This is a genomic window from Variovorax sp. dw_308, from assembly GCF_019207085.1.
Lineage (GTDB): Bacteria > Pseudomonadota > Gammaproteobacteria > Burkholderiales > Burkholderiaceae_C > Variovorax.
Genome location: NZ_JAATOM010000004.1, coordinates 263,849 through 277,053 on the forward strand (window position 1 = coordinate 263,849; position 13,205 = coordinate 277,053).

Below are 13,205 nucleotides of genomic sequence, written 5' to 3' on the forward strand. Positions count from 1 at the left end.
ATTGGCCTCGAACTTGCTAAGCTATGTGCGAAGGAGATTGGTCGCTCTATGCACAAATTTGACGAGATGTACGAGTCGCAGCCTTACGCAGGCGCTGCGATCCGAAGCCACTACCAGCGCTACGACCAATGGCTGGCGAAGCAACCGGGCGAGGTGATGCGCTCGCGGCGCGAAGAGGCGGAGATGATTTTTCGCCGGGTCGGCATCACCTTCGCGGTGTATGGCGCCAAGGACGAGGATGGCGCCGGCACCGAGCGGCTGATCCCGTTCGACCTGCTGCCGCGCATCATCCCGGCCGACGAATGGGCCGAGATGGAAAAGGGGCTGGTGCAGCGCGTCAATGCGCTCAACCGCTTCATCCACGACGTCTACCACGACCAGGAAATCATCAAGGCCGGCATCATCCCGGCCGAGCAGATCAAGGACAACGCGCAATTCCGCCCCGAGATGATGGGCGTGCATGTGCCGCACGACGTCTACTCGAGCATCGCCGGTATCGACATCGTGCGGGCCCCGGACGCCAACGGCAGCGGCGAGTACTACGTGCTCGAAGACAACCTGCGCGTACCCAGCGGCGTGAGCTACATGCTCGAGAACCGCAAGATGATGATGCGGCTCTTCCCCGAGCTGTTCAACCAGAACCGCGTCGCGCCTGTCGCGCACTACCCCGACCTGCTGCTGGAAACCCTGCGCGCCATCGCCCCGCCGGCCACGCCCGAGCCCACGGTGGTGGTGCTCACGCCCGGCATGTACAACAGCGCCTACTTCGAGCATGCCTTCCTGGCCCAGCAGATGGGCGTGGAACTGGTCGAGGGACAGGACCTGTTCGTCAAGGACGACTTCGTCTACATGCGGACCACGCGGGGGCCGAGGCGGGTCGACGTGATCTACCGCCGCGTCGACGACGACTTCCTCGACCCCGAGGTGTTCCGCCCCACGTCCACGCTCGGTTGCGCCGGCCTGATGCGCGCCTACCGCGCCGGCAACGTCGCCATCTCCAATGCCGTGGGCACCGGCGTGGCCGACGACAAGTCGATCTATCCCTACGTGCCGAAGATGATCGAGTTCTACCTGAACGAAAAGCCGATCCTCAAGAACGTGCCCACCTACATGTGCCGCAACAAGGACGAACTGGAGTACGTCATCTCGAACATGAAGGACCTGGTCGTGAAGGAAGTGCACGGCGCTGGCGGTTACGGCATGCTGATCGGCCCGGCCGCGACGCAGGCCGAGATAGAGGACTTCAAGAAGGCCGTGCTGGCCAAGCCCGACGGCTACATCGCGCAGCCCACGCTGAGCCTGTCGAGTTCGCCCACTTTCGTGGACGCCGGCATCGCGCCGCGCCACATCGACCTGCGGCCCTTCGTGCTGTCGGGCAAGGAAGTGCAGATGGTGCCGGGCGGCCTCACCCGGGTGGCGCTGAAGGAAGGCTCGCTGGTGGTCAACTCCTCGCAGGGCGGCGGCACCAAGGACACCTGGGTGCTCGAAGCGGACCGGCGCCCGGCCGCAGCGCCCGCGGCGCCTTCGCAATCGCAAAAGCAATCGGCATAACGACAAACGGAAAGCTCACAGATGCTGTCTCGCACCGCCGATCACCTCTACTGGATGTCGCGCTACACCGAGCGCGCGGAGAACACCGCGCGCATGCTCGATGTCAACTACCAGACCTCGCTGCTGCCGCAGTCGGCCGAAGTCGCGCAGCACGGTTGGCAAGGCCTGCTCTCCATCAGCGAACTGCTGCCTTCGTATCGCAAGACGCACGAGCAGATCGTTCCGCAACAGGTCATGGAGTTCATGGTCAAGGACGAGGACAACCCGTCGTCGATCCTGTCCTGCCTGCGCGCCGCCCGCGAGAACGCGCGCGCCGTGCGCGGTGCGCTGACCACCGAAGCCTGGGAAACGCAGAACACGACCTGGCTGGAAGTGAACCGCATGCTGCGCGCGGGCGATTTCGAACGCGACCCGGGCCAGTTCTTCGAATGGGTGAAGTTCCGCTCGCACTTGTCGCGCGGCGTCACGCTCGGCACGATGCTGCAGGACGAGGCCTTCTACTTCTCGCGTCTGGGCACCTTCCTGGAGCGGGCCGACAACACGGCGCGCCTGGTCGACGTGAAGTTCCATGCAATGAACAGCGAGTTCTTCGGCCAGGGCGCCAGCGACCAGGAGTACGACTTCTATCACTGGAGCGCGATCCTGCGCAGCGTCTCGGCCTTCGAGGTGTACCGCAAGGTGTACCGTGACGTGATCAAGCCGGAGCGCGTGGCCGAGTTGCTGATCCTGCGCGCCGACATGCCCCGTTCATTGCATGCGAGCCTGGCGGAGGTGGTGGCCAACTTGGCGAAGGTGGCGAACGACCAGAGTGCGGAGACGCAGCGGCGTGCGGGCAAGCTGCTGGCCGATTTGCAGTACGCGCGGGTGGACGAGATCCTGGCGACGGGGTTGCATGCGTACCTGACGCAGTTCCTGGATCGGGTAAATGAGCTGGGGTGGCGGATCAGCCAGGATTTCCTGGTGCCGACGCACTGAGGGCCGACCGGCCGGGTCTTGCAAGCCGGTTGCCGCAAAGCGCCACTGATATGAATCAGTGGCGCTTTTTACTTTGTGCCTTGGCTCGCTGCCGCGCGAAGGAGGTTCAAGCCTCGATGCGGCGACAAGAACTTGACGTCACGCGTCATCGTCCGCGGCTTCCAGGAGTGCCTTGTCGTCCAATCCTTTCACGCCCAATGCCAGCCCGCCACGTCCGTGGAAAACTGGCAACCGGGGCGCCCTTGCGTGGTTTTCATGCTTCGAGTTCCGGAGTCGATGTCGTACAGAATTCTGTCTTCGATGAGAGCCGGTCAATGCGGTTCACTGCAACACAGTCTGCCGCACGGCATGCTCCCACCGCGCCATCGCCGCATCAGCTTGCGCGCGGCTCCAGGTCGGCAGGAAGCGCCGCTCCACCTTCCACAGGTTCGAGAGCTGCGACACGTCGCTGTAGATGCCGGTCGACAAGCCGGCAAGGTACGCGGCACCCAGGGCCGTCGTCTCGGTCATCTCCGGCCGCACGACCGGAATCCCCAGCAGGTCCGCCTGGAACTGCATCAGCAGATCGTTGACGCTGGCCCCGCCGTCCACGCGCAGTTCGGCCACCGGCATGCCGCCGGCCGCGACCGCATCGCGGCTCATGGCCTGGAGCAGCGCGGCGCTCTGGTAGGCGATGCTTTCCAGCGCGGCGCGCGCGACATGGCCGAGCGTCGTGCCGCGCGTGAGGCCTGTAATCGTGCCGCGCGCATCCGCATTCCAGTAGGGCGCGCCAAGGCCGGTGAAGGCCGGCACCATCATCACGCCGCCCGCATCGGGCACGCTTTCGGCCAGGGCTTGCACCTGTGCGCTGCCTTCGATCGCCTTAAGGCCGTCGCGCAGCCACTGCACGACGGCGCCGCCCACGAACACGCTGCCCTCCATCGCGTACTGCGGTGTCGTGCCGGTCTGCGCGGCGCTGGTCACGAGCAGGCCGTTGTGCGAAGGCTGGAACTCCCCGCCGGTGTGCATCAGCATGAAGCAGCCAGTGCCATAGGTGTTCTTGGCCATGCCGGCCTCGAAGCAGGCTTGGCCGAAGAGTGCGCTCTGCTGGTCGCCGGCGACGCCTCCGATCGGGATGGGGCGGCCCAGCGACGCGACCTCCACATCGGCGAAATGGGCGCTTGAGGGCTTCACCTCGGGCATCAGCGATTCGGGGATGTCGAGCGCCTTGAGCAGTTCGGCGTCCCAGGTGTTGGTGTGCACGTTGAAGAGCATCGTGCGCGAGGCGTTGCTCACGTCGGTGACATGCACCTTGCCGCCGGTGAGCTGCCAGATGAGCCAGCTGTCGACGGTGCCGAAAGCCAGTTCGCCGCGATCGGCCGCCGCGCGCGCATCCGGAACGTTGTCCAGCAGCCAGCGCAACTTCGTGCCGGAGAAGTAGGCGTCGATGACGAGGCCGGTCTTGTCGCGGATGGTCTCCGTCAGGCCTTCCTCGCGCAGGCGCGCGCACATGGGCTCGGCGCGGCGGTCCTGCCAGACGATGGCGTTGTGCACCGGCTCGCCGGTCTTGCGGTTCCACAGCAGAGTGGTTTCGCGCTGGTTGGTGATGCCGGCGGCATGGATGTCCCTCGCCGTCAAGCCGCCCTTGAGCAGTGCCTCGCGCGCGGTGGCGACCTGGCTTTCCCAGATTTCCTTGGGGTCGTGCTCCACCCAGCCGGGCTGGGGGTAGATCTGCGTCAGTTCGCGCTGGGCCATCGAGACGATGCGGCCGATGCGGTCGAACACGATGCTGCGTGAGCTGGAGGTGCCCTGGTCAAGGGCCAACAAGTAGGCGGTCATGCGATTTCCAGGCGGACTTGCGCGCGCGCCAGCAGGTCGGGGTAGGGCGTTGGCGGTGGCGCGTCGGTGAACAGGCGGTCGATCTGCGAGAGGTGCCCCAGCTGGATCATCGCCGGTCGGTTGAACTTGCTGACATCGGTGGCAAGCCAGACCTCGCGCGCCTGCGCAATGATGGTCTGCGCGACCTTCACCTCGCGCAGGTCGAAGTCGCGCAGCGACCCGTCGGACTCGATGCTCGACACGCCGATCAGCGCGATGTCGACCTTGAACTGGCGAATGAAATCGACCGTGGCTTCGCCCACGATGGCGCGGTCGCGCGGCCGTACCGAGCCGCCGGCCACGATCACCTCGCACTGCGGGTTGTCGCTGAGGATGGCCGCCACGTTGAGGTTGTTGGTGATCACGCGCAGGCCGCTGTGGCGCAGCAGCGCCTTGGCGATGGCCTCGGTCGTGGTGCCGATGTTGAGGATCAGCGAGCAGTTGTTCGGCACCTGGCCGGCGACGGCGCGGGCGATGCGTGCCTTGCCCTCAGCGTGCAGCGTCTCGCGCTGCTGGTAGCCGATGTTCTCGGTGGTCGAACTCGGGACGCGCACGCCGCCGTGGAAGCGCGTCAGCAGGCCGTCGTCGGCCAGTCGCTGCACGTCGCGGCGCACCGTCTGCAGCGTGACGTCGAGCATCTCCGCCAACTCGTCGACCGTGACCGAACCGCGCTCGCGCACCGTGTCGAGGAGGTGGATTTGCCGGGGGTTGGTGTTGGACGACATGTGGCTGGCGTGGGGTGAAAACTTTATAAAACGAAAAGAAACGAATGCCTCTAAGGGAAAACTCCCACGAAAAGCGAGCATTAAGGAATAAGAATGAACAAATTCGCAAATGCAATGCACCCCAGCCGTGAGCGTCAATCCTTCATCCGAGCCGGGTCGCGACATCGATTGCGACGTGCTGATCGTGGGCGGAGGCATCAACGGTTGCGGCATTGCGCGGGATCTGGCGGGGCGGGGCTGGCGCGTGGTCCTTTGCGAGAAAGACGACCTGGCCTCGCACACATCATCGTCCTCCACCAAGCTGATCCATGGCGGCCTGCGATATCTCGAGTACTACGAGTTTTCTCTTGTGCGCAAGGCATTGCAAGAGCGCGAGGTGCTGCTCAAGAGCGCGCCGCACATCATGTGGCCGCTGCGCTTCGTCATGCCGCATGACCCGTCGATGCGGCCGGCCTGGATGATCCGGATCGGGCTGTTCATGTACGACCACCTTGCCAGACGTGAAGTGCTGCCGGGCTCGCGCACGGTCAAGCTGCGCCAGCACGCGGCCGGTGCGCCGTTGAAGAAGAGCTACAAGCGCGGCTTCGTCTACTCCGATGGCTGGGTGGACGACGCGCGCCTGGTGGTGCTCAACGCGCTCGATGCGCGGGAGCGCGGCGCGCAGGTGTTCACGCGAACGCGTTGCGTGGCGGCGCAGCGCGGCAGCGACGGCTGGGTCGCGACGCTCGAAGGCGCCGATGGCTCGCGTACCGTGCGGGCGAGGGCCGTGGTCAACGCGGCCGGCCCGTGGGCCGAATCGTTCTTGCGCAGCGTGGCCCATTCGGCGCGCGGCGAAACGCTGGCCACCAAGAGCCTGCGCCTGGTGAAGGGCAGCCACATCGTGGTGCCGCGCGTGTTCACGCATGACCATGCCTACATCTTCCAGAACCCCGACAAGCGGATCATCTTCGCGATTCCCTACGAGCGCGACTTCACGCTGATCGGCACCACCGACATCGAGATCGAAGGCGACGATCCCGCCGGCGCGCACATCACCGAGGACGAGATCGCCTACCTGTGCACGCAGGCCAGCCGCTATTTCGAGAAGCCGATCGAGCCAGCCGATGTGGCATGGAGCTACTCCGGCGTGCGCCCGCTGCTCGACGACGACTCCGGCGACCCGTCAGCCGTGACGCGCGACTACCTGCTGGAACCCAACAGCGAAGCGGCGCCGCTGATGTCGGTATGGGGCGGCAAGATCACGACCTTCCGCAAGCTGGCCGAAGACGCTGCCGACGAGGTCAGCCGCATGCTGGGCGATGCGCGCCCGGCGTGGACCGACGGCGCATTCCTCGCGGGTGGCGATCTCTCGTCATGGATCGGCAAAGCCGAGAAGCCAGATACGGATTTCGAGCGATTCGTGGCGGCGGTGCAGCAGAAGCGTGCATGGCTGCCGGCAGCGCTTGCCCGGCGGCTCGCCCGCGCTTATGGTGCACGCCTCGCTCTCGTGCTGGGCGATGCGATGTCGATGTCCGACATGGGCGCCGAAGTGGCGCCGGGGCTTCATGAGCGCGAGCTGCGGTACCTGCAATCCAGCGAATGGGCGACAACTGCCCAGGACGTGCTGTGGCGCCGGTCCAAGCTGGGCCTGCATTACAGCCCCGCGGAGCGCGCCGCGGTCGAGGCCTGGTTCGACAGAATAAAAACCGAGGGGATCAACGCATGCAACTGAAGCTGGAGCGTGTCACCAAGAAGGTCGGCGCACAGACATGGCTCTATGAGCAGAGCATTGCGCCGACCACGGGCGCCGTCACGGTCCTGTTGGGCGCCACGCAATCGGGCAAGACCAGCCTGATGCGCCTGATGGCGGGCCTCGACGCGCCGACCCAAGGCAAGGTGACTGTCAACGGCGCGGACGTGACCGGCATGCCGGTGCGCCAGCGCAACGTGGCCATGGTCTACCAGCAGTTCATCAACTATCCGTCGCTCACGGTGGCCGACAACATCGCGTCGCCGTTGAGGCTGCGCGGCGAGAAAGACATCCTCACGCGCGTGAAGGCTCTGGCCGACAAGCTGCACATCGGCATGTTCCTCGACCGCTACCCGCAGGAGCTGTCGGGCGGGCAGCAGCAGCGCGTGGCGCTGGCCCGCGCGCTCGCCAAGAACGCGCCCCTGATGCTGCTCGACGAACCGCTGGTCAACCTCGACTACAAACTGCGCGAGGGGCTGCGAGAAGAACTCGCCCAGCTTTTCGCGAGCGGCGACTCGACCGTGATCTATGCCACCACCGAACCCGGCGAGGCACTGCTGCTGGGCGGCTACACCGCGGTCCTCGATGCCGGCGAACTGCTCCAGTACGGACCGACCGCTGAAGTCTTCCATGCGCCTCAGTCCTTGCGCGTGGCGCGTGCCTTCAGCGACCCGCCGATGAATCTGCTCGCAGGGCGCGTCGTCGCCGGCGGCGTGCAACTCGAAGGCGGGCCGTTGCTGCCATTGACGCTGCCCGCCGGCACAGAGGGAACCGTCGTTGTGGGCTTGCGCGCCAGCGCATTGAACGTGAACGCGGGCGAGGGCGACATCTCGCTGTCGGGCAAGGTGGAGCTGGCGGAGATCTCGGGCTCGGACACCTTCGTCCACGTGCATACCGTGGTCGGCGAGCTTGTCGCGCAACTCACCGGCGTGCACAAGCTCGACCTCAACGAAGCGATCACGCTCTATTTCACGGCGAACCAGGCCTACGTGTTCGACGGGTCCGGCAAGCTGTCCGTGGCGCCTGCATGGCGCAGGGCGCAGTGAGGTAGACGCAGCCATGTCCCGCATCGACCTAGACCTCGCCCACGCCTACCGGCCCAACCCCCGGCAAGAGAGTGACTACGCGCTGCTGCCGCTGAAGATGAGCTTCCGCGACGGCGGCGCCTATGCGCTGCTCGGCCCCTCCGGCTGCGGCAAGACCACGATGCTCAACATCATCTCGGGCCTGCTCAAGCCCTCGCAGGGCACGGTGACATTCGATGGCCGCGACGTCACCAACGCCACGCCGCAAGACCGCAACATCGCGCAGGTGTTCCAGTTTCCGGTGATCTACGACACGATGACCGTGGCGCAGAACCTGGCCTTTCCGCTGCGCAACCGCAAGGTGCCGGAAGACCAGATCAAAAAGCGCGTCGGCGAGATCGCGGAGATGCTGGAGATGAGCGGGCAGCTGAACCAACGCGCGGCAGGGCTCGCGGCGGATGCCAAGCAAAAGATCTCCCTGGGGCGCGGCCTGGTGCGCAGCGATGTCTCGGCCGTGCTGTTCGACGAGCCGCTCACCGTGATCGATCCGCACCTCAAGTGGCAGCTGCGGCGCAAGCTCAAGCAGATCCACCGCGAGTTGAAACTCACGCTCATCTACGTCACGCACGACCAGGTGGAGGCGCTGACCTTCGCCGAAGAAGTGGTGGTGATGACGCGCGGCAAGGCGGTGCAGGTCGGCAGCGCCGAGGCCTTGTTCGAACGGCCGGCGCATACCTTCGTCGGCCATTTCATCGGCTCGCCGGGCATGAACTTCCTGGCGGCGCACAGCGCGGCCGGCCTGCTCGAAGTCGCGGGCACGCGCTTGCGCGCGCCACGCCAGCTGCCGGACGGTCCGCTCAAGGTCGGCATCCGGCCGGAGTACGTCAAGCTCGCGGCGCCTCAAGCGCCCGGCGCCGTGCCGGCCAGGGTGACGCTGGTGCAGGACGTCGGCACGCACCTGATGCTGACCGCCGAGGCAGGCGGGGTGCTGCTCAAGGTGCGCCTGCATTCCGATGCGCCGGCCCCGGCCGTGGGCGAGACCACGTGGCTGCAAGTCGTCGACGACCATACCTGCTACTACCAGAACGAAGAACTGGTCGCATAAGGGGAAGCACATGAGCACGACCACCAAACCCATCAACCAGAAAGCATGGCTGCTGGTGCTGCCGGTGCTGATCTGCGTGGCCTTCTCGGCCATCGTGCCGTTGATGACGGTGGTGAACTATTCGGTGCAGGACATCATCTCGCCCGACCGCCGCGTGTTCGTCGGTACGGAATGGTTTGCCTCGGTGATGCGCGACAGCGAACTGCATGAAGCGCTGCTTCGGCAACTCGGTTTCTCGTTTGCGGTGCTGGCCATCGAGATCCCGTTCGGCATCTTGCTGGCGTTGTCGATGCCGGCCGCGGGCTGGAAAGCTTCCGCGGTGCTGGTGATCGTCGCGCTGTCACTGCTGATCCCGTGGAACGTCGTTGGCACCATCTGGCAGATCTTCGGCCGCGCGGACATCGGCCTCTTTGGCTACGCGTTGCAATGGCTGGGCGTCGACTACAACTACACCGGCAACGCGACGCACGCGTGGCTGACGGTGCTGTTGATGGACGTGTGGCACTGGACGCCGCTGGTCGCGCTGCTGTGCTACGCGGGCCTGCGATCCATCCCCGATGCCTACTACCAGGCGGCGCGCATCGACGGCGCGAGCAAGTTCGCCGTGTTCCGCTACATCCAGCTTCCGAAGATGCGCGGCGTGCTGATGATCGCGGTGCTGTTGCGCTTCATGGACAGCTTCATGATCTACACGGAGCCCTTCGTGCTCACGGGCGGCGGGCCTGGCAATGCGACCACCTTCCTCAGCCAGTACCTGACGCAGAAGGCCGTGGGGCAGTTCGACCTCGGGCCGGCAGCGGCCTTCTCGCTGATCTACTTCCTGATCATCCTGTTGCTGTGCTTCGTGCTCTACAACTGGATGCAGCGAGTGGGGACGCAGGAAGTGGAGGTCGAGAAATGACTTGCTACCTTTGTGGGGGTGATCACGCCGACGGCGTACTCCACTCCGCGAATGTCCCCCGGCCTGCGGCCTCCTCCTTTATTTCGCTGCGTGGAGCACACCATCGACGTGATCCAGATGCGCAGTGGTCGCTCGACCGGTGCCAACGCGGACCGTTCCACGTGTCGGGGACATCGGGTGTCTCCCGCAGCGAAATAAAGGAGGAGGCCGCAGGCCGGGGGACATTCGCGGAGGGAGATACCCGGTGTCTCCGGCACGCACCCCGGATCCCTGCAGCCCGGATACCCGCACCGTCGATACACGCCCTGAGACGACGCGCATCCCGGTCTCACTTGCGCCTCAACGCAGCACCAGCGTCACAGCACACGAAGGAGCAAGCGACATGACCGAAAAGACGTCCTGGAAGCGCAGCATCTTCCTGCTGCTCTACGTCGCCTTCGCGCTGTTGCCCATCTACTGGATGATCAACATGAGCTTCAAGACGAACGAGGAGATCCTGTCGAACTTCTCGTTCTTCCCGCAGCACTTCACCTGGGCCAACTACGTTCGCATCTTCACTGAAGAATCGTGGTACTCCGGCTACATCAACAGCCTGATCTACGTGGGCATCAACACGGTGATCTCGCTGACCGTGGCGCTGCCGGCGGCCTATGCGTTCTCGCGCTATTCGTTCCTCGGCGACAAGCATGTGTTCTTCTGGCTGCTGACCAACCGCATGACGCCGCCGGCCGTGTTCCTGCTGCCGTTCTTCCAGCTCTACAGCACCGTCGGCCTGATGGACACGCACATCGGCGTCGCGCTCGCACACCTGCTGTTCAACGTGCCGCTCGCTGTGTGGATCCTGGAGGGCTTCATGAGCGGCATCCCGCGTGAAATCGACGAGACAGCCTACATCGACGGCTATTCGTTCCCGCGCTTCTTCATCACGATCTTCCTGCCGCTGATCAAGGCCGGCGTCGGCGTGGCGGCGTTCTTCTGCTTCATGTTCAGCTGGGTCGAGTTGCTGCTGGCGCGCACGCTCACCAGCGTGAACGCCAAGCCCATCGTGGCCACCATGACCCGTACCGTGAGCGCCGCCGGCATGGATTGGGCAACGCTGGCCGCGGCCGGCGTGCTGACCATCGTGCCTGGGGCAATCGTGATCTGGTTCGTGCGGCACTACATCGCAAAAGGCTTTGCGATGGGCCGCGTCTAGGAGGCTGGCAAATGTTCGACTGGATGGTCTGGACCACCCCCGTGGCCGTTTTCTTCAGCTGCATCGCGCTGATGCTGGTCGGCATGACCGTGTGGGAACTCAAGTCGCCCACCGTCATGCGCAAGGGCTGGCTGCCGATGGAAACCACGCGCGGCGACAGGCTCTTCATGGGCCTCCTCATCGCCGCCTACATCAACCTCGCATTCATCGGCCTGGCCGGCAAGTTCCAGGAGTGGATGCAGCTCGAGGCAGAGCCATCGATCTGGATCAGCTTCGTGCTGTCGATGCTCGTGCTCGCATTGGTCATGCGAAAGGGCTGACCGCAGTTTGTGTTCGATAACGGCTGGCTCTTCTCTTCCCGGAGCCGGCATCTGCACACACCAGGGAAGTTCCATCGAGGAGACAACCATGAAGATGCGCTACACAGCGTTGGCACTGGCAGCGGCGACTCTCGCCATGCAGAGCGCCTGGGCCGGGGAAGCAGAGGCCAAGAAGTGGATCGACAGCGAGTTCCAGCCGTCGACGCTCAACAAGGACCAGCAGATGGCCGAGATGAAATGGTTCATCGACGCCGCCAAGAAGCTGCAGGACAAGGGCGTCAAGGAGATTTCGGTTGTCTCCGAAACGCTGACCACGCATGAATACGAATCGAAGACGCTGGCCAAGGCCTTCGAGGAAATCACCGGCATCAAGGTCAAGCACGACATCATCCAGGAAGGCGACGTCGTCGAAAAGCTCCAGACGTCGATGCAGTCGGGCAAGTCGATCTACGACGGCTGGATCAACGACTCCGATCACATCGGCACGCACTACCGCTACGGCACGGCACTCTCGCTCACCGACCAGATGGCCGGCCCGTGGAAGGAATACACCAACCCCGGCCTCGACCTGAAGGACTTCATCGGCACCAGCTTCACCACGGCGCCGGACGGCAAGCTCTACCAGCTGCCCGACCAGCAGTTCGCCAATCTCTACTGGTTCCGTGCCGACCTGTTCGCCCGCAAGGACCTGCAGGACAAGTTCAAGGCCAAGTACGGCTACGACCTCGGCGTGCCGCTCAACTGGAGCGCCTATGAAGACATCGCCGCCTTCTTCAGCGAAGACGTGAAGACGCTCGATGGCAAGCCCATCTACGGACACATGGACTACGGCAAGAAGGACCCCTCGCTCGGCTGGCGCTTCACCGACGCATGGCTGTCGATGGCGGGTGAGGCCGACATCGGCATTCCCAACGGCTTGCCGGTCGACGAATGGGGCATTCGCGTGGCGGACGACAAGTGCACGCCGGTCGGCGCAGCGGTCGAGCGTGGCGGCGCCACCAACTCGCCGGCGGCGGTCTTCGCCCTGACCAAGTACATCGACTGGATGAAGAAGTACGCGCCCAAGGAAGCCATGGGCATGACCTTCGGCGAGTCGGGTCCGGTGCCGGCGCAAGGCCAGATCGCGCAGCAGATCTTCTGGTACACGGCCTTTACCGCCGACATGATCAAGACCGGCCTGCCGGTGGTGAACGCGGACGGCACGCCGAAGTGGCGCATGGCGCCCGGCCCGAACGGCCCGTACTGGAAGCAGGGCATGCAGAACGGCTACCAGGACGTGGGCTCCTGGACCTTCCTCAAGTCGAACGATCCGAACCGCGCGACGGCAGCGTGGCTCTATGCGCAGTTCGTGACGGCGAAGACCACGTCGCTGAAGAAGTCCATCGTCGGCCTGACCTTCATCCGCGACAGCGACATCCGCTCCGACTACTTCACGCAGAACGCGGCCAAGTACGGCGGGCTGATCGAGTTCTATCGCAGCCCCGCGCGCGTGGCGTGGACGCCGACCGGCAACAACGTGCCCGACTATCCGAAGCTCGCGCAACTCTGGTGGAAGAACGTGGCCGTCGCCGTGACGGGCGAGAAGACGCCGCAGCAGGCGATGGACAACCTGGCCAACGAGATGGACGACGTGATGGCCCGGCTGCAACGTGCCGGCATGGCGCACTGCGCACCCAAGCTCAACCCGAAGAGCTCGCCCGACAAGTGGCTGAGCGACAAGGGCGCGCCGTGGAAGAAGCTGGCCAACGAGAAGCCGAAGGGCGAGACCATCAACTACGACAAGCTGGTCGGTGCCTGGAAGGAAGGGCGCGTACGCTGACAG

The 13,205-nt window shown here is 64.8% G+C and carries 11 protein-coding genes; 9 read left to right on the top strand and 2 right to left on the bottom strand.

All coding sequences use genetic code 11. The features are described 5' to 3' along the window. Window positions 1-48 precede the first annotated feature (48 nt). Window positions 49-1,551, top strand: coding sequence for a circularly permuted type 2 ATP-grasp protein (locus HCU76_RS10580; protein WP_213953545.1), 1,503 nt, complete (start codon window positions 49-51; stop codon window positions 1,549-1,551). 21 nt (window positions 1,552-1,572) lie between these two features. Then, window positions 1,573-2,526, top strand: coding sequence for an alpha-E domain-containing protein (locus HCU76_RS10585; protein ID WP_213953546.1), 954 nt, complete (start codon window positions 1,573-1,575; stop codon window positions 2,524-2,526). A 321-nt stretch (window positions 2,527-2,847) separates the two neighbouring features. Here HCU76_RS10585 and glpK read toward each other — a convergent pair whose 3' ends face one another. Together glpK and HCU76_RS10595 are read right to left on the bottom strand one after the other, a co-directional pair. Further along, entirely contained in the window at window positions 2,848-4,344 is a 1,497-nt protein-coding gene (gene glpK / locus HCU76_RS10590; protein WP_218509194.1) for a glycerol kinase GlpK, read from the bottom strand. Further along, window positions 4,341-5,108 carry a DeoR/GlpR family DNA-binding transcription regulator gene (locus HCU76_RS10595; protein ID WP_218509195.1) on the bottom strand — a complete coding sequence of 256 codons (768 nt, stop codon included), beginning with the start codon at window positions 5,106-5,108 and terminating at the stop codon, window positions 4,341-4,343. The genes glpK and HCU76_RS10595 overlap by 4 nt, the downstream gene beginning before the upstream one ends. Before the next feature lie 109 nt (window positions 5,109-5,217). Here HCU76_RS10595 and glpD point away from each other — a divergent pair, with 109 nt between their 5' ends. From glpD to HCU76_RS10630, 7 genes are all read left to right on the top strand, one after another. Continuing rightward, complete coding sequence (gene glpD, locus HCU76_RS10600) at window positions 5,218-6,819, top strand: glycerol-3-phosphate dehydrogenase (protein ID WP_218509196.1); 1,602 nt, start codon at window positions 5,218-5,220, stop codon at window positions 6,817-6,819. Continuing rightward, the gene (locus HCU76_RS10605) at window positions 6,810-7,883 is read left to right on the top strand and encodes an ABC transporter ATP-binding protein (protein WP_218509197.1); all 1,074 of its coding nucleotides are present in this window, start codon (window positions 6,810-6,812) and stop codon (window positions 7,881-7,883) included. The genes glpD and HCU76_RS10605 overlap by 10 nt, the downstream gene beginning before the upstream one ends. Window positions 7,884-7,896: 13 nt before the next feature. Further along, on the top strand, window positions 7,897-8,967 hold the full coding sequence (locus HCU76_RS10610) for an ABC transporter ATP-binding protein (protein ID WP_218509198.1): 1,071 nt from the start codon (window positions 7,897-7,899) through the stop codon (window positions 8,965-8,967). A gap of 10 nt (window positions 8,968-8,977) precedes the next feature. Beyond that, window positions 8,978-9,868 carry a carbohydrate ABC transporter permease gene (locus HCU76_RS10615; RefSeq protein WP_218509199.1) on the top strand — a complete coding sequence of 297 codons (891 nt, stop codon included), beginning with the start codon at window positions 8,978-8,980 and terminating at the stop codon, window positions 9,866-9,868. A 382-nt stretch (window positions 9,869-10,250) separates the two neighbouring features. Then, window positions 10,251-11,063 carry a carbohydrate ABC transporter permease gene (locus HCU76_RS10620; protein ID WP_218509200.1) on the top strand — a complete coding sequence of 271 codons (813 nt, stop codon included), beginning with the start codon at window positions 10,251-10,253 and terminating at the stop codon, window positions 11,061-11,063. Between the two features lie 11 nt (window positions 11,064-11,074). Then, the gene (locus HCU76_RS10625; RefSeq protein ID WP_218509201.1) at window positions 11,075-11,383 is read left to right on the top strand and encodes a DUF2160 domain-containing protein; all 309 of its coding nucleotides are present in this window, start codon (window positions 11,075-11,077) and stop codon (window positions 11,381-11,383) included. Between the two features lie 88 nt (window positions 11,384-11,471). After that, window positions 11,472-13,202, top strand: coding sequence for an ABC transporter substrate-binding protein (locus tag HCU76_RS10630; protein ID WP_218509202.1), 1,731 nt, complete (start codon window positions 11,472-11,474; stop codon window positions 13,200-13,202). Window positions 13,203-13,205: the final 3 nt, after the last annotated feature.

What these genes read in the sequence shown, in the direction of transcription:
- HCU76_RS10580 (WP_213953545.1), top strand. Translation starts at nt 49, where the DNA reads ATGCACAAATTTGACGAGATGTACGAGTCGCAGCCTTACGCAGGCGCT.
- HCU76_RS10585 (WP_213953546.1), top strand. Translation starts at nt 1,573, where the DNA reads ATGCTGTCTCGCACCGCCGATCACCTCTACTGGATGTCGCGCTACACC.
- glpK (WP_218509194.1), bottom strand. Translation starts at nt 4,344, where the DNA reads ATGACCGCCTACTTGTTGGCCCTTGACCAGGGCACCTCCAGCTCACGC.
- HCU76_RS10595 (WP_218509195.1), bottom strand. Translation starts at nt 5,108, where the DNA reads ATGTCGTCCAACACCAACCCCCGGCAAATCCACCTCCTCGACACGGTG.
- glpD (WP_218509196.1), top strand. Translation starts at nt 5,218, where the DNA reads ATGCAATGCACCCCAGCCGTGAGCGTCAATCCTTCATCCGAGCCGGGT.
- HCU76_RS10605 (WP_218509197.1), top strand. Translation starts at nt 6,810, where the DNA reads ATGCAACTGAAGCTGGAGCGTGTCACCAAGAAGGTCGGCGCACAGACA.
- HCU76_RS10610 (WP_218509198.1), top strand. Translation starts at nt 7,897, where the DNA reads ATGTCCCGCATCGACCTAGACCTCGCCCACGCCTACCGGCCCAACCCC.
- HCU76_RS10615 (WP_218509199.1), top strand. Translation starts at nt 8,978, where the DNA reads ATGAGCACGACCACCAAACCCATCAACCAGAAAGCATGGCTGCTGGTG.
- HCU76_RS10620 (WP_218509200.1), top strand. Translation starts at nt 10,251, where the DNA reads ATGACCGAAAAGACGTCCTGGAAGCGCAGCATCTTCCTGCTGCTCTAC.
- HCU76_RS10625 (WP_218509201.1), top strand. Translation starts at nt 11,075, where the DNA reads ATGTTCGACTGGATGGTCTGGACCACCCCCGTGGCCGTTTTCTTCAGC.
- HCU76_RS10630 (WP_218509202.1), top strand. Translation starts at nt 11,472, where the DNA reads ATGAAGATGCGCTACACAGCGTTGGCACTGGCAGCGGCGACTCTCGCC.